The sequence below is a fragment of the Thalassolituus alkanivorans genome, assembly GCF_020447205.1.
In the GTDB taxonomy this organism is placed as follows: domain Bacteria; phylum Pseudomonadota; class Gammaproteobacteria; order Pseudomonadales; family Oceanobacteraceae; genus Venatoribacter; species Venatoribacter alkanivorans.
Genome location: NZ_JAJAEL010000044.1, coordinates 1 through 23,022, shown reverse-complemented (window position 1 = coordinate 23,022; position 23,022 = coordinate 1). Strand labels below are relative to the sequence as shown.

Sequence of the window (23,022 nt, the reverse complement as noted above, 5' to 3'; positions counted from 1 at the left end):
CAGGCTTGTACTGGCTAGCGTATTCACCTCACGCCATCGCGCTAAAATGGTGCATTTGGTTCAGGTTGTGATTTATTTTGGTGCAGTGAGTGCCTGTTTGTTGTTTTGCAGCCCTGATTTCATGCGGGCTACGCCATAAGATAAAATGGCACACTACTTGCTCCAATACTGAGCATGGCAAGCCGGGGCTAAACCCCGTATCAAGTTGAACCAGCATCTGGAGACAGTGAGATGTCAGAGAACACTCTGAATTTAATCAAAGAAAACGATGTAAAGTGGGTTGATCTGCGCTTTACCGATTTCAAAGGCAAAGAACAGCACGTTACTATTCCTGCGCGTTATGTAGACGAAGATTTCTTCGAAACCGGACAGATGTTCGACGGTTCTTCTATTGCTGGCTGGAAAGGCATTAACGAATCCGACATGATCCTGCGTCCGGATGACAGCACCAGCTTCCTGGACCCATTCACCGAAGACGCCACTCTGGTTCTGCGTTGCGACATCATCGAGCCTGCCACTATGCAGGGCTACGACCGCGACCCACGTTCTGTTGCACTGCGCGCTGAAGAGTACCTGAAGTCTACTGGTCTGGGTGATACTGCATTCTTCGGTCCAGAGCCGGAATTCTTCATGTTTGACGATGTTCGCTGGGGCTCTGACATGTCCGGCAGCTTCTGCAAAATCAACTCTTCCGAAGCAGCCTGGAACACTGAGACTGTGATGGAAGGCGGCAACCTGGGTCACCGTCCACGCGTTAAAGGCGGTTACTTCCCGGTTCCTCCGGTAGACAGCCACCACGATATCCGTGCGGCCATGTGTAACACTCTGGAAGCTATCGGTCTGGACGTTGAAGTTCACCACCACGAAGTGGCGAACGCCGGTCAGAACGAAATCGGTGTAAAGTTCAACACCCTGGTTAAGAAAGCTGACGAAGTGCAGATGCTGAAATACGTTATCCATAACGTTGCAGCAGCTTACGGCAAAACCGCTACTTTCATGCCTAAGCCAATCTGTGGTGATAACGGTTCCGGTATGCACGTTCACATGTCTTACTGGAAAGACGGCGTAAACCAGTTCGCTGGTGATGGCTATGCCGGCCTGTCTGAAACTGCCCTGTTCTACATCGGCGGTATCATCAAGCACGCTAAGTCCCTGAACGCGTTCACCAACCCAGGTACTAACTCTTACAAGCGTCTGATCCCAGGCTTCGAAGCTCCGGTAATGCTGGCTTACTCTGCCCGTAACCGTTCTGCTTCTATCCGTATTCCTTACGTTGCGTCTCCAAAAGGCAAGCGTATCGAAGCGCGTTTCCCGGATCCGATTGCTAACCCATACCTGGCTTTCGCAGCTCTGCTGATGGCTGGTCTGGACGGCGTTAAGAACAAGATCCACCCTGGCGATGCAGCTGACAAAGATCTGTACGATCTGCCAGCTGAAGAAGCAGCCAAGATTCCACAGGTTTGTGGCTCTCTGCGTGAAGCTCTGGACAGCCTGAAAGCTGACCACGAGTACCTGACTGCAGGCGGCGTATTCAGCAAGGATATGATCGAAGCTTACATCGACCTGAAGATGGAAGAAGTTTACCGCGTTGAGCACACCACTCACCCGGTTGAATACGATATGTACTACAGCGTGTAATACGCTTTAGCCAGATCGTAAAAAGGGCTCTTCGGAGCCCTTTTTTATTGCTGTTTTTTAGCTGGTTAAGCTGTTGCTGCGGCTTATTTAGTCTTTAACGGCAAGGGTGGCTAGGCATCGTTGCTGTCAGCGCCTAGTATGTCGGTGTTATTTTCCGGAGTGCTGAATGTGAGTCTGAGCTGGAGTAAGAACGGTCTGGTTTCTGCCCTTAAACCGATGGACTGGCAGTTTCGTGAGCCGGCCTCTGGTGCGCAAATGGATGCTTATCTGCAGATGTACCGGCTGGACTTTCCAGAGCTGAGTGGCGTGCGTCACTTTGCCGGGCTGATACAGGCGGCTGATTACCAGATAGCTGTGCAGGTATGGCGTCCACAGAACCCGCGCGGTACTGCCATCGTTGTTCATGGGTACTACGACCATGTTGGTCTGTACGGTTCGCTGATTGGCTTTTGCCTGCAGCAGGGGTTGAATGTGGTGACGTTCGATCTGCCCGGGCACGGACTTTCCAGCGGCGAGAGCGCATCCATCGGCAGTTTCCAGGAATACGACGAAGTGTTTAGCCTGATTCTGCAGCGTACCCGTGGCGGCCTTGGCGGCCCGTTGTATGTCTTCGGTCAGAGTACTGGTGGCGCCATCATTATTAATTATCTGCTCAAGCGCCAGCTGACCAAAGCGCAATCCCCCTTTGCCGGCATTACCCTGATGGCTCCTCTGGTACGCCCGAAAGGCTGGTACAAAGGACGTTTGGTGCATACCTTTGTCAGCCTGTTTCTGCGTCAGGTACGGCGCAAGTTTAACCCCAATTCGGCAGATACCGATTTTCTGCGCTTTATCGCTGAGGAGGACCCGTTGCAGCCACATCACCTCAGTGTGCGTTGGGTCGGAGCCCTGAAGCAATGGATACCCTATATTGAAGCATTGCCCGCTTCTGAACTGGCGGTAACCATCGTGCAGGGTGATAACGATAATACCGTCGCCTGGCGTCATAATCTGAAACTGCTGGCGCAGAAGTTTCCCCGTCAGCGTCTGATGATGTTGCCCGGTGGTCAGCACCATCTGGTGAATGAGTCACCGCAGCACAGAGAGCAGATCTATCGTCAGCTGGCGGAATGGTTACTGTCCGATTCCAACCCGGTCTGATTTCCAACTTTTGCCATATTGACCCGAATTGTCCTAAGAGTATAACTATCCGCTGCGTAGTATCGCGCAAAAGGCCAATGGCTGTGATTCAGCAGGCAAGGATGTCTGCACTGCAGGAGAATGACATGGACGCGCGTCTGGATAGTAATAAAAAGCTGGTACACAATTTTGTTGAGCTGACCTGGAATCAGGGGCGCTTTAATCTGGCGCGTTCTCTGGTTGCCCGCGACTTCACCTACTATGCGAGCATGGTGAATATGCCGCTGGGTCTGGATGGTATGGAGACCCTGATTCAGACTATCCGCAACTCTATGGAAGACTTTTCCATTGGGGTTGAAGAGGTGGTGTGTGAAGGCAATCTGGTGGTTACCCAATCGACTTTCAGTGGCACGCTGGTGCGCCCGCTGATGGGCTTTGAGCCTGTGGATAAGGTCATTGCCCTACATGCGGCCACCTTCTGGCAGGTGCGCCACGGTATGATTCAGTCGGGCAACTCTTTGCTCGACACCGCAGACCTGTTTCATCAGGTGCGTAAAATCATGACACCCAATGCCGCGGCTGCGGCGTTCTGAGCTATTTACGGAAGTGGCTGAGTAAGTCCTGAGCCATTTCCCTGATCGCCTCCCGAATACTCATTTTATTGCGCGGATTATGACTGCCATCGCAGTAGGGCATGGCCCCACTGCGTCCGCAGCTGCACAACCACACCAGTTGCTTCTGATCGCTGTGCAGGCTCAGCGGTCGGGGGCAATTGTCGGCGGCAAAGGGTGCGCTGCTGCAGCGTCCGCACTGGCAAATCTGATAGCTCTGGTCTGCATTCAGGGTGACCACATGGGGCGTTATTTCATTCATGGAAATGTCCGTCGTCGGCGGCCAGATGCAGAATATGCGACCATTCTTCAGCGCTTACCGGCTGAACGGAAAGGCGAGAACGGTTGAGCAGAGCCATTTCCTGCAGTGCACTGTCTTTGCGCATATCTTTCAGCGTAATGGGGTGTTTGAGTGCGCGCAGGGCTTCGACTTCGATGGTGATCCAGCGCGGATTGGCCGCATCGGATTTTGCATCAAAATAATCGGAGGCCGGATCAAACTGTGACGGATCGGCAAGTCCGGTGCGGGTAACGCGGCACACGCCGATAATTGCAGGCTCTTTACAGCTGGAATGGTAAAAAAACGCCAGATCTGAGACCTGGATCTCATCCCGCAGTATGTTCCGCGCTTGATAATTGCGCACGCCGTCCCATACTGTGCGCCTGCCTGGTGCGGCCTCAAGATGATAATAACTAAAAACGTCCGGCTCAGATTTCAGTAACCAGTGATTCATATTTTCTGACTATAAAGTGGTCCGAGTATTGCTCTCGCGAGAGGTGCCATTAACAAGCATCAGGCTGAGCGTGCAAGGGCAGCGTAGCATTCAATGATCACAGGTTCTAATCCGTAATACGGAATGCAGTAGGAACAAACAGTAATGAAAAAACCCGATATTCTGATTCTTCTCAGTATCATTGTGCTGCTGGGTGCAGCGGTGACTGGTATGACCAGCGAGGTCAAACGCCCGGCGTCACTGATGACCATGGAAAACAGTATCCGCTAGGATTAACAGAAACGGTGCAGCCCTGCATCGGTGGCAATGGCCGTCAGCGGTATATCCCAGTCTTCAGCGGGTAGTGCCGCTGTCTTTTGTAATTCATAGGCACAGCCAATCAGCCGGGGTTTGTTTCCGGGCTGGCGGCTGAAGGCCAGTGTGCGGTCGTAAAAGCCGCCACCCATTCCCAGCCGGTTGCCACTCTCATCGAAGGCGACCAATGGCATACAGATCAGATTGATAAAACGTGCCGGCATCGCCCGGTGGCTGGCAAAGTCTGGCTCGCTGATACCAAAACGGTTTTTGATCATGCGGCTCTGGCGGTTAAAGGGCAGAAAGCTCAGGTGTCCTTTACGCAGCGGGTGCAGCACCGGCAGGTAGAGGGTTTTGCCACGGCGCTGTAAGTCGCGGATAAAGACCGAGGTATCAATCTCGCCATCATTGGTTAAATACACGGCAATATGACGCGAATGCTGAAAGTGCGTGGACTGACGCAGAGAGTGCAGTAGCTGCTGTGCGGCCTGCTGACGCTGGCGGCGGTTAAGCGCGCGGCGTTGGCGGCGCATATGCCGGCGGAGTTCGGTTTTATTCATCGGAATTAAACGCAGAAATCGGAAGGGCTCCCCACTGTGCCGCTGTCGTAAATAAAGGCCTTGAACCCTGTGGTCCAAGGTGGCAGGCCAGACACTGAATCAGGCTTTCCGTCGGGCGGACATGCGCACATCAGCGAGTGAAACCTTCCATAAAAAAGTGCATCGGCTCAGGACTTTATCGACTGGCAAACACCCCAGGGAGCAGGCGCAGTATATCAGAGATCATTATGAAAAAATGAGGATTTTGTAATGAAACCTGCGTTACAGAATCACAGCTCCAGCTGCAGATCCTGCTCCAGAGCTTCATCAATGGCGGCGTTCATCTTGTTCAGATCGCGCTTCATCTGCAGGTTTTCGGCTTCCAGCTCACGCAACTGATGAGCGATGTTCAGTGCCGCAATAACCGCCACACGATCAGTGCCCAGCACTTTGCCGGCGGAGGAGCCGGCGTTCTTTATTTCGGACATTTTCTCGTTGAGATAACGCGCCGCATCGCGCAGTTTTTCTTCTGCACCATCGGGACAGTTGATGCGGTACTCACGGTCGAGAATCAGTAATTCCAGGGTTTTGGATGGGTTAGCCACTATTGCGCTCCAGCGTTTGCAGACGGGTAATCATTTCATTGACCTTGCGACGGGCAATTTCGTTCTGCTGCATCAGTTTTGCACGCTCGGCCTGCCAGCTCGCTTCCGCAGCGCGCATGGCTTTATTCTGCTCGCGCAGTTCCTGGTGCACGGTCAGCAGTTTTTCGATCTTACGCTGCAGGCTCTGGAGTTCAGGATTTTGCATTGCCATCATAGTGGTTAGTGAGAACAGGCTAACTATAAGAGGCCGCTGGCGGCGGGGTCAATCGACGGAAGGCGGCTTTGCTGCTTTATTCCCTTCCGCTTCCGGCATTTGCGGATTCTTTCGCGGCAGCAATGATAGAATGACCGCTTTCCCTCCCGTTGAGGACGTTATGACGATCGAATTTTCCGCAGCCGCTGATCTGTGGCTGGAATCACGCTGCTACCAGACTCCATCCGCCCTGCATGGCTGGCTGACCGGCTATCTTGCTTCCGGTGCGCGGCTGAAAGCGGCCGACTGGTTACTGGAAGCGCAGGAATATCTGGAGCTGGAAGAAACTCCGGAAGCACCGCTGCAGGCGTTTCTGCAGACTTTTTACGATGACGTGCTGCTTGGCCTGAGCGGCGAGTCGATGGAATTCAGTGTGCTGCTGCCAGCCGATGAAGATGCCGATATCGACGAGCAGGTTGAATGCCTGGCACAGTGGAGCAAAGGCTTCCTCGACGGCTTTGGTGCTTCGGGCCAGATTCAGGGCAAAGTGCCGGAAGACGTGCTGGAGGTACTGCAGGATCTGGATGCCTTTTCGCAGGCGTCACTGGATGACCCGCAGGATCCGCAGAACGAAATGCTGTATCTGGAACTGGCTGAGCATGCCCGTGTTGCTGCGCTGACCGTCTTTTACGGCATGAACAAAACCGCTCCGGCCCCTAAAACCCTGCACTGATCTCTACGCATTGACGAGGTGATGATGAAACTCGATGTCCGCGAATACGCCAAACGCCGCCGTCAGCTGATGGAGCTGATGAGCCCGAACAGCATTGCCATTCTGCCATCAGCGCCGGTCACGGTGCGTAACCGCGATGTGGAGCATCCCTTCCGTCAGGACAGTGACTTCTATTACCTGTCCGGCTTTGCCGAAGAGCATGCCGTATTGGTGCTGATTCCCGGCCGGGAACACGGTGAGTACGTGCTGTTCTGTCAGGAAAAAATCAAAGAGCAGGAAATCTGGACCGGCCGCCGTGTCGGCCCGGAAGCCGCGCCTGAAGTGCTGGGCTGTGATGATGCTTTCCCGATCAGTGATATTGACGACATCCTGCCCGGCCTGATCGAAGGCAAAGACCGCATCTACGCCAGCCTGGGTGTCAGCCCGAATTTTGATAACCAGCTGATGCAGTGGGTTAACCATATCAAAACTCAGGTGCGTAACGGCGCCACGCCGCCGCACGAGTTCAGTGCGCTGGATCATTTATTACACGATCAGCGTCTGATTAAATCCCCTGCAGAAATTAAGGTTATGCAGAAGGCCGCCGACATCAGCGCCGAAGCGCACACCCGTGCCATGCAGATGGTCAAGCCGGGCATGTTCGAGTTTGAGCTGGAAGCCGAGATTATGCGCACCTTTATGGCCGCGGGCAGCCGCTGGCCGGCGTATCCGTCGATTGTGGGTGCCGGTGATAATGCCTGCATTCTGCATTACACCCACAACAATATGGCGATTAAAGACGGCGACCTGATTCTGATCGATGCCGGTTGTGAGCTGGACTACTACGCCGCCGATATTACCCGCACCTTCCCGGCTAACGGTAAATTCAGCGCCGAGCAGAAGGCGATGTACCAGCTGGTGCTGGATGCGCAGTATGCCGCGATTGAGCAGATCAAAGCCGGTAATCACTGGAATCAGCCGCACGAAGCGGCGGTGCGGGTGCTGGTCGAAGGACTGGTGCAGCATGGCCTGCTCAGCGGCGATGTCGATGAGCTGATTGAGAATCAGGAATACCGCCAGTTCTACATGCATAAAACCGGTCACTGGCTGGGCATGGATGTACACGATGTCGGCGAATACCGCATCGGTGGTGAGTGGCGCATTCTCGAAGAAGGCATGGTGATGACCGTTGAGCCGGGGCTGTATATCTCGCCGGACGATGAAACGGTGGACGCCAAATGGCGAGGCATCGGCATCCGCATCGAAGACGATGTGGTGGTGACCAAAAGCGGCTGCAAAGTCCTGACCGCTGCCGTTGTTAAAGAGATTGATGATATTGAAGCCCTGATGGCGGGCTGAGGAACAGCATGAGCAAGCACATCCCGCAGTCTGACATTGTGGTACTGGGCGCAGGCATGGTCGGCGCCAGTCTGGTGCATCTGTTAAAACCGGCGCTGGCGCGCGGGATGAGCCTGACCTTAATCGACCGTCAGGCGCTGAACTGGGATGGTGATATTGCCAGCCGTCCGCCCAGCTTTGATGGCCGGGCGACGGCGTTGTCCTACGGAACACAGCAGATTCTCAGTCAGCTGGGTGTGTGGGGTCTGATGGCTGGGCGCGCCTGTGCTATCGGGCATATTCAGGTCTCCGATCAGGGCCGCTTTGGCCAGACCCAGCTGCACGCCAGTGAACAGAATACCGAAGCTCTGGGTTATATCGTTGAAAACGCCGTGATTGGTCAGGGCCTTTTAAGTGGACTGGAACAGCCGGGCGTCAGTATCAAAGCCCCGGCCCAGGTGCAGGGCGTACAGATGAACGCTGACGGCGCGCTGCTGACCTTCGATAACGGCGAACAACTGCAGACCAGTCTGCTGGTGCTGGCCGATGGTGCGCGTTCGGCGCTGGCGCAGCAGCTGGGTATTCAGCATGAACGTCGTTCTTATGGCACCCATGCGCTGGTGACTCAGGTTGAGGTTGACCGTGAACACGGTCACTGGGCGTATGAGCGCTTCAGTGAAGACGGCCCGATTGCCTTTCTGCCGCTGAATAAAAAAGACTTCGCGGTGGTGTGGACGCTGGCCGACGACCAGATCGAACAGGTCAAAGCCTTGCCCGAAGCCGAATTCCTTGCCCGTCTGCAGCAACAGATCGGATATCGTCTGGGACGTTTAATGCGTGTCGGCGAACGCGCCAGCTACCCGCTGGCACTGGTGCAGAGTAAAGAGCAGGTGCGGCGCTCGCTGGTGCTGCTCGGCAACGCTGCGCACAGTCTGCATCCGGTGGCCGGACAGGGCTTTAATCTCGCACTGCGCGACGCCGCCGTACTGGCCGAATACCTCAACCGCGCCTGGCAGCAGAATCAGCCGCTGGGCGATCTGGCGTTATTACAGGCTTACGAGCAACAGCAGCAGGCCGATCAGCGCAACACCATTATGGCCAGCGATCTGCTGCCACGCCTGTTTGGTTCAAAACTGCCGGGTATGGCGCTGCTGCGCGATGCTGGTCTGCTCGGCATGTCGGCCCTGCCAACCGCGCGCAAGCTCTTTACCCGTCATGCCATGGGTTTAGGGCAACGGGCCGCTAAGCTTCCGGCCACGCCGCTTTCAGGAGAATCTGCATGAACTATGACGTCGTGATTGTTGGCGCCGGACTGGTGGGTCAGGCGATTGCCAGCGCGCTGGTGCAGGGTGCACAGCAAAAGCCTTTGCGCATTGCCCTGATTGATCCGGCGTTCCGCACACAGGCTCCGGCCAGTGGCAGCGAACTGGCTGATTATGATCTGCGCGTGTCGGCGTTAACCGCCAAAACCCAGGCTTTCTTAATCCGTCTGGGCGCCTGGCAGAAGATTCCGCCGCAGCGTCTCAGCCCTTACACCGGCATGCACGTCTGGGATGCTGAAGGCACAGGTTCTGTGACCTTCGATGCCGCCGATCTGCATGCTCCCTGTCTGGGTCATATCGTCGAAAACCGGCAAACGCTGTGGGCGATCCAGCAGTGCCTGCAGGAAACGCAGGGTGTAGATGTACTGACGCAGAAAGTTCGCTACCTCGATAATCGCGACGCCGAAGGTTACACCCGGGTGGTTCTGGAAAACGATGACAGGCTGCTGGCCAGACTGGTGATTGGTGCTGATGGTGCGCTGTCACGGGTGCGTCAGTGGGCTGGCCTGCCAACCACCGAGTGGGATTATGGCCATCACGCCATTGTTGCCACAGTACGGCTTGAACACCCGCTGCAGGCGACGGCATGGCAGCGTTTCCGCCCACAAGGGCCGCTGGCGCTGTTGCCACTGCCGGGTGATGAGCATCTGGCGTCCATCGTCTGGTCTACTTCGCCGGCTGAAGCCGATGCGGTGTTGGCCATGGACGAAGACGGTTTTAACGCTGCGCTGACCCAGGCGTTTGAAGGGCGTTTAGGGCAGGTGCTGGCCAGCTCGGCCAAGGCCCGCTTCCCGCTGCGTCAGCGCCATGCGCGTGATTACTGGTGTGAAGGCGTGGTGCTGGCCGGTGATGCCGCGCATACCATTCACCCGCTGGCCGGACAGGGTGTGAACCTGGGCTTTAAAGATGCTGAAACCCTGGCGGAAGAAATTCTGCGCGCGCACAGCAAAGGGCTGGATCTTGGTGGTGAGCTGGTGCTCAGCCGTTATCAGCGCCGCCGTCAGGCCGACAACCTCAGCACCATGGCGGCGATGGAAGGCTTTAAACAGCTGTTCGCCGCCGATCAGCCATTGCTGCGTTTATTACGCAACGAAGGGATGCGCCTGTTCGACAAACTGTTGCCGGTTAAGCAGCACGTAATGATGAAAGCAATGGGGCTGGATTGATCGACTTAGCCGGATAAAAAACGAGCCTCAATTGAGGCTCGTTTTCGTTGGTGCGTCAGCAGGCAGAATTAACGGCCGTACTGCTCACGCAGCGCCTGGATACGACGTTCCAGCGGCGGGTGAGTGGAGAACAGGGCAGACATCTTGCCTTCACCACCGATACCAAAGGCCACCAGTTCACCGTTCAGTTCACTTGGCTGGTCGTAGGTTTGCTGCAGGGCAGCCAGCGCGCTGATCATCGCGGCCGGGCTGACCAGCTCGGCACCGGCCTGGTCGGCACGGAATTCACGGCGACGACTGAACCAGGCAACAATGGTCGAAGCCAGAATGCCCAGTACGATCTCGGCGATAAAGGTCGTTACATAGAACGCGATGCCCGGACCGTCTTCATTCTTGAATACCGCACGGTCGACGAAGTTACCGATAATACGGGCGAAGAACATCACAAAGGCGTTTACCACGCCCTGAATCAGGGTCAGGGTAATCATATCGCCGTTGGCAACGTGACCGATTTCGTGGCCCAGTACGGCTTTAATCTGCTCTTTATCCATACGCTGCAGCAGGCCGGTCGATACCGCGACCAGGGCATTGTTACGGTTCCAGCCGGTGGCGAAGGCGTTAGGCGCTGCCGAACCGAAGATACCCACTTCCGGCATACCGATACCGGCTTTGTCAGCCAGTTCTTTAACGGTGCTCAGCAGCCACTGTTCACCGGCATTCTGTGGCTGATCGATGATCTGCACACCCATGCTGCGTTTTGCCATCCACTTGGACAGCAGCAGCGAGATCACCGAGCCGACCATACCGAACACCAGACAGAACACCAGCAGGTTGCCGAGGTTCAGACCATTGCCGCTGCGTTCCAGGTAACTGCCCACGCCGAGCAGTGACAGGGTAACGCTCGCCACCAGTACAACGGCTAAGTTGGTGGCCAGAAACAGAATAATGCGCAACATGTGCGACTCCTTTAAGGGTTGTTCTCAGTTGTCCGCAGGCGCTCAACAGAACAGATTTGAGCACGGATTTATGACAGCAAGAATGGTGATTTTTCCGCAGTTTTCAAGCGGGATTATTGTCAGGAAGGGTAATTATGGCGGCTATTCCTTTGCACTGTTATTAAAAGCACTGCGCTTAAATGATAGTTGTCTTAATTAATGCTGTGGCTGGCCGATAAATGATCAATCTATTACTCATCATCACGGGTCAGGGATCAGACCATGGCAATTACACCACGCATCAGCGAAGTCGGCAGTTTCCAGTTTATCAAGCCTGGCCGGAACAGTGATGAGCCGCTGACGGACCAGCTGGCGCGTACTACAGACAGCAGGCTGAAAGCGGCGACAAACAGCTCGTTACAGCACTCGTCGTCAGCCGATGATGGAACCTACCGTGAACCGGTCAACCGTACTCTGTGGCAAAGCGATCAGTCCTGGACCCGTTTTGCCGGCTCACTGAACGATACCGAAGTAATTAATGGCGTGAGCCCTGAGGGGCGAGAGCAGCTGGTATCTGCCTCCGACTCTCTGAACATCCCCAAGAATTTTCGTCCCGGAGCTGTGCTGACCGATCTGCTGGAGCGCGGCGTATCACAGTTCAGCAGCACCAGCGGGCGTTACGCTTATGCCGACGATGGCGTGCGGCCGGCGTTGGCGGAAGTCGGTAATGTCCGTCTGAAATACGGTTATCAGGAGGAAACATTCAGCCTGAAACTGACCACTCATTCGGGGAAGCAATTAACGCTGAATCTGACTCATCAGAGCGGCTGGGGTCAGAACGACGACGGTCGGGCACTGGAAGTGGATCAGTGGCTGGTGGGCTTTACCCTGGATGAATCGCTGAGTAAAGAAGAGCAGGAAGAAGCGCTGCAGCTGGCCTCATCACTGGATAAGCTGGCGCGACGTTATCTGGCCAATGGCATGCTGGATTTGGAAAACCTTGGGCTGGATAAGCTGCAGCAATTCTCGGCGGTATCACTCGATCTTAAAGGCGCAGGTGGTGAGAGCAGCGATCTGCTGCGCATTGAATACCGCAACGATGATGAGCAGCGCAGCCTGAATGTGTTGCTGCACGAAGACAAACTGAAGCTGGATCTGAGCAAAGCCGGTTGGGCGCAGTTGGGCACGGAAGCACAGCGGCAGGACAGCCTGAAAGAATATCTGACGCTGATCGAACAGAGCGGTGAACGCGGCAATGCCGATAAACAGCAGCTGGATTTAATGCTCGATGCCTTCGCCCTGCTGCATAAACCGGAGCAGCATCCGCAGGATCTGGCGCGGCAGGAACAGGAGCAGCCACCGCAAACGCCAACCGGAATCGACGTGGGTTTTGCCCGCAGCGGACTTACGGCGCTGAGTGGTCTGGCGGATTTCAGCTTTTCATTTCAGGCGCAGGTCAGCAAACCCAACCCTGATGCACAGCGCAATAATGAAAAGATCAGCTTTGGGCTTAATTTCGCGCAGGATACCAGAGGCGAAACCGGTGATGCCGGAAGCCTCGCCGTAGAGCAAACCCAGGCGTATCAGTTTAAGGCCAGCTTCTATGAGCCTTTGCCCTGGCTGGAGCTGGTGGATTTCAGCAAGCAGAACTACCAGTACATCGAGACCGAAGCCCGTGCCACAGAGGTTACCAGCCTGCGCTACGAAGATTTCACCCTGCAGCATGCTTCGCAGCAAAGTCAGAATGAATGGCACGAGCGGCGGCGAACCTACGTGCTGGGCAGCCTCGACAGCGATGTCAGCGAAGGCGATAAAAATCAGGACATAACCAACTTTACCGAAGCCGCGATTCTGGCTGAGCGCGAACAGCAACAGCAGTTGCTGGATGATCTGCTCGGCAGCCGCATACCGCAGCCGTGGCAGCGCTGACATCTTCGCGCAGAAGTGGTTACTCCGTATTAGCCCAAAGCCGCCATTGGTTCCCCTGCGTGAATCCCTTATGATGCCCCTGTCCCAGGGGGTGGCCCGATTGTCTGAATCCGGCCTGAGATGCCATAGGTTTACCTGTGTAAACGGCAAACCCCTAGAACCTGATCCGGTTAGTACCGGCGTAGGAATGGGGGTGAGTACGCACTGTTCAGCGCGGCTCGCATCACAACCGGGAGGTTGGCGTTAAACGCAACCGGCCCCTACGCACTACCCGGGTCTTTCTTGTATTTTGAGGAATGACCCTGAATGAAAAAAACACCACTTTCCCTGTTGGTTTTACTGGCACCACTGACTCCGCTGTCGGCTTTGGCGGCTGATGACGTTACCCTCAGCACACAAACCGTGCAGGCCGATTTCCGTAAAACCGATGTGCAGCAGATTCCTGAAGCCGTCACCTTAGTTGGCAGTGAGCAGATTGAAGCCCGTTCGGCGCAGCATCTGGAACAGATTTTAAGTTTTGCTCCCAACGTTAATTTCGCCTCGGGAGCATCTCGTGGCCGCTATTACCAGATCCGTGGTATTGGCGAGCGCAGCCAGTTTGTCGATCCGGTGAATCCGTCTGTGGGTCTGGTTATCGACGGTATTGATATGACCGGTTTAGGTGCTGCTGCGACCCTGTTTGATGTGCAGCAGGTGGAAATTCTGCGCGGCCCGCAGGGCACCCGTTTTGGTGCTAACGCACTGGCCGGCATGATCAATATCCGCAGTAATGACCCGACGCAAAACAGCGAAGGTTATATCAGTGCCAAAGCCGGCAATTATGACAGCTACGGATTGGGTGGTGCTGTTTCCGGTAGTCTGACGGATGATCTACAAGGTCGCCTTGCAGTGCATACCTACCAGTCCGATGGCTACATGGATAACACTTATCTTAAGCGCGATGATACGAATAATGTCGATGAAGTTATTGCCCGGGGTAAGCTGGCATTCGAACTGAGTGATGATACTACGTTGGGAATGACCTATCTCTATGCGGATATCGATAACGGGTATGACGCTTTCAGTCTTGATAATACCCGCACAACTTATTCTGATGATCCGGGTGTTGATACTCAGGATACCAATGCTCTGGCGTTGTCTCTCGACAGTCGAATCAGCAGTGCCTTAACACTGCAATCTGAGCTGACCTATAGCCAATCTGATGTTGAATATTCGTATGATGAAGACTGGTCCTATGTGGGTATTGCTCCCGGCTGGGAATACAGTGGATTTGATCAGTACCTGCGTGATTATGATCGTAGCTCAGCAGACGTTCGTTTGCTGTCCGGGCCCGAAGGGCGGATTTTTTCAGGTACCACCGACTGGGTTGCAGGTATCTATGCTATGCAGCGTGGGGAGGACCTGATCCGCAACTACACCAGTGATGCTCAATTTACCAGCGAGCTGACGTCGGCTTCCGTTGCTGGATACGGTGAATTGTCTGCCGATCTGAATACGAATCTGCGTTTGATTTCCGGTATACGTATTGAAAATTGGAAAAACGATTTTAAAGATAATCGCGGCATTAAAGAAAATACCGATGAAACGCTGGTAGGTGGTCGCATTACACTGGAAGCAATGGTCAGCAATGATCATCTCGTCTATGCCACTTTGGCACGTGGATACAAAGCAGGCGGTGTGAACAGTGAGCCGGTTTTGGATGATTCTTTACGTGTATTTAAAGCCGAGATCAATAATAGCATTGAACTCGGGGTGAAGTCTTCACTCCTTGATAACAGTCTTCAAACCCGTGTGGCTGCATTTTATATTGATCGTAAAAACCAGCAGATTAAAAACTCCTTCAGCTACATGGATGGGGGGGTTCCCAAGTTCAAAGACTATATTGGTAACACCAACGAAGGTAAAAATTACGGCATCGAAATTGAATCTGACTGGAATATCACTGAACGCCTGAACTGGGCTCTGAGCTGGGGCTATTTGATTACTGAAATTGGAGAGTACACGTATGAGTCGAAATATTACGGCATTTATGTGCAGGACGGTCGCCAGCAGGCTCATGCCCCACAATACAATGTTGCTTCTGCGCTGACGTACGCACTGACGGATGTGCTGTCGGTTCGAGTTGAAAGCGAAGCGAAAGATTCTTTTTATTTCTCAGACAGTCATAACCTTCATTCACAAGCCTATGTGCTCTGGCATGCCCGTGTTGCCTACGTGAAACCAGTCTATGAAATTTCTGTATATGGAAGAAACCTGACAGGCGTCAATTATGAAACCCGTGGTTTTGGTTTTGCCAATGATCCGCGTGATGAATACACAGCATTCGGTCACGTCCAGTATGGCGATCCAATGACGTATGGTATTGAGGCTAAGTACTCATTCTGATTTAAGTGTTGTGCGATGCGTCCCCTGCAATAAAGCGTAGGGGACGCCTTATACGTTTGAGCGGTATAAAGTGCCTGATGCACTTATCACGCAGGAGAATAACGATGGAAATATCAGTAGAAATCAGCAAATACCCTCTGGCCGATGATTATATTCCGGCGATTAAATCTTTTATTGACCGTCTGAATCAGATTGAAGGCTTATCCATCGTTACCAATACCATGAGTACACAGGTGTTCGGTGACTATGATCTGGTGATGGATACCTTAAAAGAAGAAATGCGCCTGAGCTGGGAGCAGTTCGGCAAGAGTATTTTTGTCTGCAAATTTATCGGTACCAATCTCGATCCGGCACTTAATCCACACGGCTGAACACCGACTTTAAGCAGGAATACATAATGGCGGATATCTGGAGCAATATCGAACAGGCGGCGCAGGCCATGAGCGGCTGGGAACTGGTCGCCGTTATTCTGGGTATTGCCTATTTAGTGCTGGCCATGAAGCAGAGCATCTGGTGCTGGTACGCGGCTTTTGGCAGTACGGCTATTTTTATCGGGCTGTTCTGGGATGTCAGCCTGCTGATGGAATCGGCGCTGAATGTGTATTACCTGATTATGGCCGTCTATGGCTGGTGGCTGTGGCGCGCCAATAAAAGGGCAGATAATAAACATGAGAACTCACAGGCTTCGGCTGCTGAGTTACCAATACAGTCCTGGAGATTAAAACAACACCTGCTGGCGATTGGCAGTGTGATTGTTCTGAGTTGTATCAGCGGTTATCTGCTCAGCGAAAATACCTCGGCGGTATTGCCTTATCTTGATTCATTCACCACCTGGGGTGCAGTGATTACCACCTGGATGGTGGCAAAAAAAGTACTCGAAAATTGGCTCTACTGGATCGTTGTCGACAGTGTTGCCATCTTCTTATATATCGACCGTGAGCTGTATTTAACGGCGCTGTTGATGGCGGTGTACGTGGTACTGGTCATTATTGGCTGGTTTAACTGGTTGCCACAATTTAAGGCACAACTTAAAGCACAACAAAACCGCGATGATAATACTGTGCTGACCACGCCCTCGGCGTGGAAAATAGCCGAATAACAACAATAAGGCGATACCTATGCTGCAGCAGATTTTAGACGACTGGCCACACTGGCAATTGTGCAGCGAAGCGCCAACGCTGGATAATATCAGTCCATTACCCGGTGGACTTACCAATCATTGTTATTTGCTGCGTTTGCCGGAAGGCGATTATGTGTTGCGGGTAGAAGGGCGGAATTCCAGAGCGCTGGATATTAACCGCGCAGCCGAGTTGCAGGTACATCATCTGGTGGCAGCACAGGGGCTGACGCCCACCATTCGCTTCCGTTCATCAGGCGGCCATTACTGGATTCGTGACTATGTGCCGGGTACGCCATTAACCAATCAGCAACTTACTCTGCCGCTGCTGCTGACCATGGCGCAGCAACTGCAGCAGTTGCATCAGTTACGTCCACCGGCCGGAATACCAAAGCTCAGCATCAGTGAAAAAGCCGGCCATTACTGGGACACCATTACTGCACATTTTGCCGTTATGGATCTTATGACTGCGGCAGCCGAAGAATTACTGGCGCTGCGTGGCCCGCTGCAAAGCCTGTTGAGCGGTGCTCCCGATAATCAGCGCTGTCTGTGCCATATGGACCCGACCGCCCCCAACTGGATACAGACAGCTGAGAACAAACTGGTATTGCTCGACTGGGAATACGCGGCTATCGGTCATCCGTTATGGGATCTGGCTGCTTTATTACAGGGTGTGGATTTATCCGCCGACGATGAGCAGGCCCTGCTGCAGGCCTATGGTTTAAAACACTATCGTGGCTGGGAATTTGCCAAAACACAGATGAGCTATCTGGCCGCACTCTGGTACCGGGCGCAGGGACTGTGGAGTGATCGGGAATTAATTGCTTATTTAAATGGCCTTAAGGCGCTGGCTGAGTAATTAACGAATTAAACCCGGCAAAGGCCGGGTTTAATTTTGGCTGCTTACGGTGCAATTTTACGCTTCAGTGCGCGGGTAACAGACAGCGGCAGATTCGGCAATGAGCGTAACACCCAGGGTAAAATCTTACGCTTCACACCGTTCAGGGCCTCCGGCACCATAGCCTCAATCAGGTGCGGGCCAGGATGAGCCTGTGCATATTCCAGAGCCTTGAGCAGATCTTCGGTTGTACTCACCCGTACCGCATGTACCCCCATTCCCTGAGCCAGCTGAGCGAAGTTCAGTACCGGGCCGGTAAGGTCAAGTTGCGCTTTCGCTTTAGGGCCGATTTCTTCCGCGCCAACTCGTTCCAGTTCGATGTTCAGTACCGAATAGGAAGCGTTGTTGAAAATAATAGAGGTCACGTTCAGTTGCTCGCGCGCCATGGTCCACAGCGATTGAATGGTGTACATGGCGGTACCGTCACCGATCAGGGCAATGACCGGGCGGTCGGGGCAGGCAATCGCAGCGCCAATGGCGTTCGGCAGCCCCTGGCCGATAGCACCGCCGGTTAGGGTGATCATATCGTGGCGCGGGCAGCCGCTGGTCATGGCGTTGAGCATCAGGCCGGAGGTATTGGATTCATCGACGATGATGGCGTTTTCCGGCAGAAGATGACCAACGGCTTTACATACTTTCTCAGCAGTCAGACGACCACGTGGGCGAGCGGGGCGCTGCGCTGCCTGTAATGCAGGAGCGTTGTTTTCGGCCCCCAGCGCAGTGGCCAGTTTTTCCAGACTGGCGACGGCATCCTGTTCCGGACTGGCCAGTGTGTGTACCTGACAGCCCTCCGGAGCCAGATAACTTTGCTTGCCCGGATAGGCAAAGAATGAAACCGGCGCTTTGGAGTCGACCACAATCAGGTGCTCAATATCCGCCAGCTGCACACCAGCCAGCTCAGCCAGATAGGCGATGCGCTCCACAGCCGGCAGACCGGCGCCGCGTTCTATGCGGGTCGGGAAGGTTTCGGCCAGCAGACGTACACCGCTGTGGGCGGCAATTTTAGCCGCAGCGAGCAGTGCCGGTTCGCGCAGAGCCTGACCACCAAGCAGGAACGCCGTTTTACCACCGGAGCGGATGGCGTTGCTGATAGCGCCGACGGTGGCATCGTCGGCGCAGGGGGCAACGGTTGGTGGCAGTGGTGCTGCTGGTATACCACCGTCGCCCCAGGATACATCGGCCGGCAGAATCAGGGTTGCAACCTGGCGCGGAAAACTTCTGGCGGCTGCGACGGCCTCTGCTGCGTCATTGCACAGTTCTGCTGTGCTTTGTGAGGTGCGGACAAACCCCGGCGATACGTTGCGCGCCACGGTTTCGATATCCGACTGTAGCTGGGCATCGTATTTCACATGATAAGTGGCGTGGTCGCCGACGATATTCACCACCGGTACTTTGCCTTTACGGGCGTTATGCAGGTTGGCCAGACCATTACCCAGGCCGCAACCCAGGTGCAGCAGCGTGGCGGCCGGTTTGTCGGCCATGCGGGCGTAGCCATCGGCAGCGCCGGTGGCTACGCCTTCAAACAGCGCCAGTACGGCTTTCATTTTGGGTTCGCTGTCGAGTGCTGCAACAAAGTGCATTTCACTGGTACCCGGGTTGGTGAAGCAGACTTCGACGCCGGCATCGACCAGCGTTTTCATCAGAGCTTGTGCGCCATTGGTCATAGTTATTCTCCTGGGGCGTTTCTGCCGACTATGCGTTGGCAATAATGGATTTTGCGGCTGCCCGTGCCGTCATAATGCAGCCGGGCAGAAAAGTACCTTCGAGCGAGCGTTTGCCGTTACTGCCGCCACCGCCGAAACCGGCGGCTTCTCCCACGCAATAGAGGCCGGTTATCGGTTGATTATTCTCACCCAGAACGCGGCTGGCTAAATCGGTGCGTAAACCGCCGAGGCTTTTACGTGTAACCAGTTGCATGCGGATGGCAATAAAAGGCCCGGAACCGGGTTTCTGTAAGGGGGCAGGCTTACAGGTGCGCAAACGATCGGGCCCCCATTGGCGGGCATGCAGAATGCGGCGGATCTGGTCATCATTTTCCAGTTTTTTACCGCCAATAAAGTTTGCATCAAATTCATCAGCGGTGGCCTGCAGGGTGGCGGCATCAATATCCAGTGACTGGGTCAGCGCATTCATTTTTTCCGCCAGTCCGGCGAGCGTATCGGCGACGATGAAATCGGGGCTTTCATTCGCCATTTGCTTCACCAGGCGATGATTGCCGAGCAATGTTTCGAATAAAAACCGGAAAAATTGTTTATCGCGGATGCGCTGGTTATGTTCAGCGCCGGAAATGGCAAATTCTCTGGCGGCGATACGCCAGTTAAGTAAATGCCAGGTCCAGGGTTTTTCCTGTTCTGCAACCCGCTGACATAACCAGTGGGTATCGAAACCGGTGACCAGTGGCTCTGGTCCGATACGCTTACCTTTATGGTCCAGCCAGAGCGCTGATTTACAGGGAATCGTCGATAAGCCGTGGCCGTTAAAATGCGGATAAGGATGTGCAAAACCCGCCGCGTAATTCCACATCTCACCGGCATTAACGATATGGCCGCCGAATTTAGCAGAGGCTTCCTGATGCATTTTTCCATCGGCAAAAGGATGGGCACCATTCAGCATTGTTGCCGGTATTGGCCGCTCTTTTGGCCAGTTAGCGCGGGTTTGTTCGTGGCTGCCGTTTAGTCCGCCGCTGGCCAGCACGACGGTATGAGCTGAAAAGGTAACGGTCTCACCGGATTCTTCATCAATGCCGGTTGCGCCACAGATGCTGTTATTACTGTCGTTGTTCAGTGCTGTGATTCTGTGGCGGTGCAGTAGTGTCAGAAGATTATTCTTATTGGCCCGCTGCAATGCTGCGCTAAGAATGCGGACCAGCTCGCGCGATGTACCATAAACAATGTGATAGCGGGGAACGCTGTTACCATCGCCATACATACCGCGCTCAACCCAATTGACCGCCGGCATGAATTTAACGCCTTCGTTTTTCAGCCAGTCGTATACTTCTGTGCAGGAATTTTCGACGTAATAATTTGCCCAGGCCAGCGAATGCTGGTCGTGCGTATTCAGTTCACCGAAGCGTATCCAGTCCCGCAGAGCGCGTTGCGGCGTATCAGGTATTCTCATCGCCGCCTGTAAGGATGTGCCTACCAGCGCCATGCCGCCAAATGCCCATAATGCCAGTCCGCCAAAACGCTCTGCTGAATCCCGGTCAACCAGAGTGACACGTTTGCCGGCGCGCAGTAATTCAAGCGCAGTAACGATACCGGCAATACCACCACCGACCACCAGTACTTCGGACGAAATATGTCTGGCCATATAACACACCTGTTCTGACGCTGAATTGATTACGTAACGATAAACCCCTGAAACTGTATTGGTATTGACCCGGGAGGACGGTGAAGTTGACTCTGGAAGCCGATCACCGGCAGACAATGACATATGGCGGATATTTAAGGCACCTCTGAATAATTCAGTGCCCGCTTCGGCTTACTGAAAACGTTCAGATCAAGGCGCCACGTTGAAGGCATAGCGGGTTACGTCAAAACGTGGCAACACCGAGCTGGATTTTTTCAGCAAGCCCCGAAGGGCGTGGGCTGCAGAGCGTTTTGACGGTGTTGTCGATTTTATAAAGGACTAGCCATTCACTGCAATCGACGCCTTGTCAAAAGCACTCTGCAGCACTCACGCGAAGCTGTGCAGAATTATTCAGAGGTGCCTTAAGCGTTAAAGTACGCCGTAATGGGTATGTCTCAGATATACCTTAAGGGGGATGAGGTGTTGCTGTTTCCGGTCTGCCGCAGGAGTTGGGTGATGAAAAATGGGCTACTGATCTTTACGGGTATTTGCTACACTTCTGGCAACTAATAATAGTATAAATTAGTCAGGGACGATCATGAATAATCCGCTTGGGCGCAGCGTAATGCTGGTTGCCATTCTGTTTTTGTCTGCGTGTAACCTTAACGAATCAAGTCTTAAACGGACATCTGTTGGTTTCAAAATTGAAGGGCTGCATTACAGTTCGCAGTCCTACAGCGGCGAAACGGATAAAAAGGGACGCTTCTTTTATAAGCCGGGCGAGATCGTAACATTTTCGGTCGGGGCAACGGTTCTGACATCGGTGAAACCCCATGGGGGCATGACATTTTCTGATTTGTTTGGTGTGTCACTTCCTGATACACAAATGACAGTGACGGAAGCCCTTACGTCTGAAAATACCAATGGCTTCCACCGTATGGCCAATGCGATGGCATTACTGATGCTGTTGGATAATGACCAGAATACCGCCAGTGGCATCGATGTAACGGCATGGCAGGAGCCAGGGAAACTGCCTGCAATCAACCTTAATCAGGATCTGTATCCCTTCTTTTATAAAACACTAGCCAGTCTGGCGGAGCAAAAAAATCTGGTAAGAGAGCGGGTGATTGTCTCTGAGCCACTGATGTTTATTTATAAAAAAGCCGGAATTAAGGTTCCTGCTGGTATTGTTGTTTCAGACAATTATGCATACGAAAAAAGATATGAATACGATGAATTTGGACGGTTGATAAAAGTTTTTAGTAAGGATAAAAACGTCACCAATTTTGAGAGAATGTTTGATGGTAATGGGAGGATGACTGAGCTTAAGGAACTGAAAAATAGTTTTTGGAGTGATGCTGTAGTACAGATTAAATATGATGAGAAAGGTCTGTCAACTAGCCGGTATGAAGGACTTTCTGTCTATGTAGATGAAAATGATCCTTTGTGGGAATTTTATAAAATATATTGGGAGACTTTTGTCGAAGATAATTATGGCCCTTTTCAGTTAGGTACTACGATTTATACCTATCATGATAATGAACGCATTGCATACTATGATAAAAATATGGATGGCAGCCCTGAGTCGATAACATACAGGCGTCGGGGCTATGACTCAGAGGGTAATCTGACGTTAATCCGCAATGAAATTGACAGTTATGCTTATGGTATCATCGGCGGCGTGGTCGAAGATGTCCGGACTTATGATGAGAAGGGTAATATCCATACACGGGTTACACCTGAAAAAATGGAGATTTACAGCCATGAATTCTATAAAAACGGAGCCATCCATTATTACTCAACATTCACTCAGGAGAACGAAAGCGATTGGCATGAAAGGATTCTGAATTACAATCCTGATGGTACTGTCCGGGGGGCGGCTTTCAGGGCAGGTAATGGCGATGCAGTAGAAAGTATTTCTTTTTCTCAATATGAATACGATGAGTCAGGGCGGAAGATATTATACAGCACTGACTCTAATGGTGATGGCATTCCGGGTTCTGTCGTACACTATACATATACTGATACCCCATCGGGATTGTTAGCCGATTATGAAGCTCGTACCTATAGCGGAAGTGAGCTGAGTCTGACATCGGTCATTACGGTAGTGTTCAGAATTCTGTGTCATTTCTTTATCCTATACAAAACAGAGATGACACATGACCAAACCAACCTTCGACATGGAAGCCGCGCTGCAGG

At 53.3% G+C, this 23,022-nt stretch carries 22 protein-coding genes, 1 other RNA gene and 1 riboswitch; of the genes, 14 read left to right on the top strand and 9 right to left on the bottom strand.

Annotation, left to right across the window (positions count from 1 at the left end):
- Positions 1-231 precede the first annotated feature (231 nt).
- From glnA to LGT44_RS17785, 3 genes are all read left to right on the top strand, one after another.
- Positions 232-1,638, top strand: coding sequence for a glutamate--ammonia ligase (gene glnA, locus LGT44_RS17795; RefSeq protein ID WP_145467136.1), 1,407 nt, complete (start codon positions 232-234; stop codon positions 1,636-1,638).
- Positions 1,639-1,806: 168 nt separating this feature from the next.
- The gene (locus LGT44_RS17790) at positions 1,807-2,778 is read left to right on the top strand and encodes an alpha/beta hydrolase (protein WP_230332150.1); all 972 of its coding nucleotides are present in this window, start codon (positions 1,807-1,809) and stop codon (positions 2,776-2,778) included.
- Between the two features lie 125 nt (positions 2,779-2,903).
- A complete protein-coding gene (locus LGT44_RS17785) occupies positions 2,904-3,350 on the top strand; it encodes an ester cyclase (RefSeq protein ID WP_230333667.1) in 447 nt (148 codons plus the stop codon).
- A 1-nt stretch (position 3,351) separates the two neighbouring features.
- On the opposite strand, the gene LGT44_RS17780 is transcribed toward LGT44_RS17785, so the two are convergent.
- Both LGT44_RS17780 and LGT44_RS17775 read right to left on the bottom strand, forming a co-directional pair.
- Positions 3,352-3,630, bottom strand: a complete 279-nt coding sequence (locus tag LGT44_RS17780) for a CDGSH iron-sulfur domain-containing protein (RefSeq protein WP_230332151.1) — start codon at positions 3,628-3,630, stop codon at positions 3,352-3,354.
- Entirely contained in the window at positions 3,623-4,102 is a 480-nt protein-coding gene (locus LGT44_RS17775; RefSeq protein ID WP_230332152.1) for an EVE domain-containing protein, read from the bottom strand. The genes LGT44_RS17780 and LGT44_RS17775 overlap by 8 nt, the downstream gene beginning before the upstream one ends.
- 144 nt (positions 4,103-4,246) lie before the next feature.
- Between LGT44_RS17775 and LGT44_RS20065 the strand changes: the two genes are divergently transcribed.
- On the top strand, positions 4,247-4,372 hold the full coding sequence (locus LGT44_RS20065; protein ID WP_268866524.1) for a hypothetical protein: 126 nt from the start codon (positions 4,247-4,249) through the stop codon (positions 4,370-4,372).
- A gap of 2 nt (positions 4,373-4,374) precedes the next feature.
- On the opposite strand, the gene LGT44_RS17770 is transcribed toward LGT44_RS20065, so the two are convergent.
- The 4 genes from LGT44_RS17770 to LGT44_RS17755 form a co-directional block, all read right to left on the bottom strand.
- Entirely contained in the window at positions 4,375-4,956 is a 582-nt protein-coding gene (locus tag LGT44_RS17770) for a 5-formyltetrahydrofolate cyclo-ligase (protein ID WP_268866523.1), read from the bottom strand.
- Positions 4,957-4,980: 24 nt separating this feature from the next.
- Positions 4,981-5,160: non-coding RNA, 6S RNA (gene ssrS, locus LGT44_RS17765), on the bottom strand.
- A 65-nt stretch (positions 5,161-5,225) separates the two neighbouring features.
- Positions 5,226-5,540 (bottom strand): cell division protein ZapA, encoded by a 315-nt coding sequence (locus tag LGT44_RS17760; protein ID WP_145467124.1) that lies wholly within the window; start codon positions 5,538-5,540, stop codon positions 5,226-5,228.
- On the bottom strand, positions 5,533-5,754 hold the full coding sequence (locus tag LGT44_RS17755) for a TIGR02449 family protein (protein ID WP_145467122.1): 222 nt from the start codon (positions 5,752-5,754) through the stop codon (positions 5,533-5,535). Before LGT44_RS17755 ends, LGT44_RS17760 begins: the two co-directional genes overlap by 8 nt.
- Before the next feature lie 160 nt (positions 5,755-5,914).
- Between LGT44_RS17755 and LGT44_RS17750 the strand changes: the two genes are divergently transcribed.
- From LGT44_RS17750 to LGT44_RS17735, 4 genes are read left to right on the top strand one after another with little or no spacing between them, the layout of a single operon-like run.
- Complete coding sequence (locus tag LGT44_RS17750; protein ID WP_186435801.1) at positions 5,915-6,466, top strand: UPF0149 family protein; 552 nt, start codon at positions 5,915-5,917, stop codon at positions 6,464-6,466.
- A 24-nt stretch (positions 6,467-6,490) separates the two neighbouring features.
- The gene (gene pepP, locus LGT44_RS17745) at positions 6,491-7,804 is read left to right on the top strand and encodes a Xaa-Pro aminopeptidase (RefSeq protein WP_222428495.1); all 1,314 of its coding nucleotides are present in this window, start codon (positions 6,491-6,493) and stop codon (positions 7,802-7,804) included.
- Between the two features lie 8 nt (positions 7,805-7,812).
- Positions 7,813-9,066, top strand: coding sequence for a 2-octaprenyl-6-methoxyphenyl hydroxylase (gene ubiH, locus LGT44_RS17740; protein WP_230332154.1), 1,254 nt, complete (start codon positions 7,813-7,815; stop codon positions 9,064-9,066).
- Entirely contained in the window at positions 9,063-10,271 is a 1,209-nt protein-coding gene (locus LGT44_RS17735) for a UbiH/UbiF/VisC/COQ6 family ubiquinone biosynthesis hydroxylase (RefSeq protein WP_230332155.1), read from the top strand. Before ubiH ends, LGT44_RS17735 begins: the two co-directional genes overlap by 4 nt.
- Positions 10,272-10,339: 68 nt before the next feature.
- Here the strand turns inward: LGT44_RS17735 and htpX are convergent, their stop codons facing one another.
- Positions 10,340-11,227: a protease HtpX gene (htpX, locus tag LGT44_RS17730; protein WP_145467112.1), complete on the bottom strand. Its 888-nt coding sequence runs from the start codon at positions 11,225-11,227 to the stop codon at positions 10,340-10,342.
- A 261-nt stretch (positions 11,228-11,488) separates the two neighbouring features.
- Here htpX and LGT44_RS17725 point away from each other — a divergent pair, with 261 nt between their 5' ends.
- From LGT44_RS17725 to LGT44_RS17705, 5 genes are all read left to right on the top strand, one after another.
- Positions 11,489-13,135, top strand: a complete 1,647-nt coding sequence (locus LGT44_RS17725) for a hypothetical protein (RefSeq protein ID WP_230332156.1) — start codon at positions 11,489-11,491, stop codon at positions 13,133-13,135.
- Positions 13,136-13,212: 77 nt separating this feature from the next.
- A riboswitch (TPP riboswitch) is annotated at positions 13,213-13,340 on the top strand.
- Between the two features lie 101 nt (positions 13,341-13,441).
- Positions 13,442-15,520 carry a TonB-dependent receptor gene (locus LGT44_RS17720; RefSeq protein WP_230332157.1) on the top strand — a complete coding sequence of 693 codons (2,079 nt, stop codon included), beginning with the start codon at positions 13,442-13,444 and terminating at the stop codon, positions 15,518-15,520.
- 104 nt (positions 15,521-15,624) lie between these two features.
- A complete protein-coding gene (locus tag LGT44_RS17715) occupies positions 15,625-15,891 on the top strand; it encodes a YkoF family thiamine/hydroxymethylpyrimidine-binding protein (RefSeq protein WP_230332158.1) in 267 nt (88 codons plus the stop codon).
- 26 nt (positions 15,892-15,917) lie between these two features.
- A complete protein-coding gene (pnuC, locus tag LGT44_RS17710) occupies positions 15,918-16,619 on the top strand; it encodes a nicotinamide riboside transporter PnuC (protein WP_230332159.1) in 702 nt (233 codons plus the stop codon).
- Between the two features lie 19 nt (positions 16,620-16,638).
- A complete protein-coding gene (locus LGT44_RS17705; RefSeq protein WP_230332160.1) occupies positions 16,639-17,496 on the top strand; it encodes a phosphotransferase in 858 nt (285 codons plus the stop codon).
- 44 nt (positions 17,497-17,540) lie between these two features.
- Here the strand turns inward: LGT44_RS17705 and LGT44_RS17700 are convergent, their stop codons facing one another.
- Together LGT44_RS17700 and LGT44_RS17695 are read right to left on the bottom strand one after the other, a co-directional pair.
- Entirely contained in the window at positions 17,541-19,199 is a 1,659-nt protein-coding gene (locus tag LGT44_RS17700) for an acetolactate synthase large subunit (RefSeq protein WP_230332161.1), read from the bottom strand.
- Positions 19,200-19,227: 28 nt separating this feature from the next.
- Positions 19,228-20,844 (bottom strand): FAD-dependent oxidoreductase, encoded by a 1,617-nt coding sequence (locus LGT44_RS17695; protein ID WP_230332162.1) that lies wholly within the window; start codon positions 20,842-20,844, stop codon positions 19,228-19,230.
- 577 nt (positions 20,845-21,421) lie between these two features.
- Here LGT44_RS17695 and LGT44_RS17690 point away from each other — a divergent pair.
- The coding region (locus tag LGT44_RS17690; protein WP_230332456.1) for a hypothetical protein at positions 21,422-23,022 on the top strand (1,601 nt) is incomplete at its 3' end.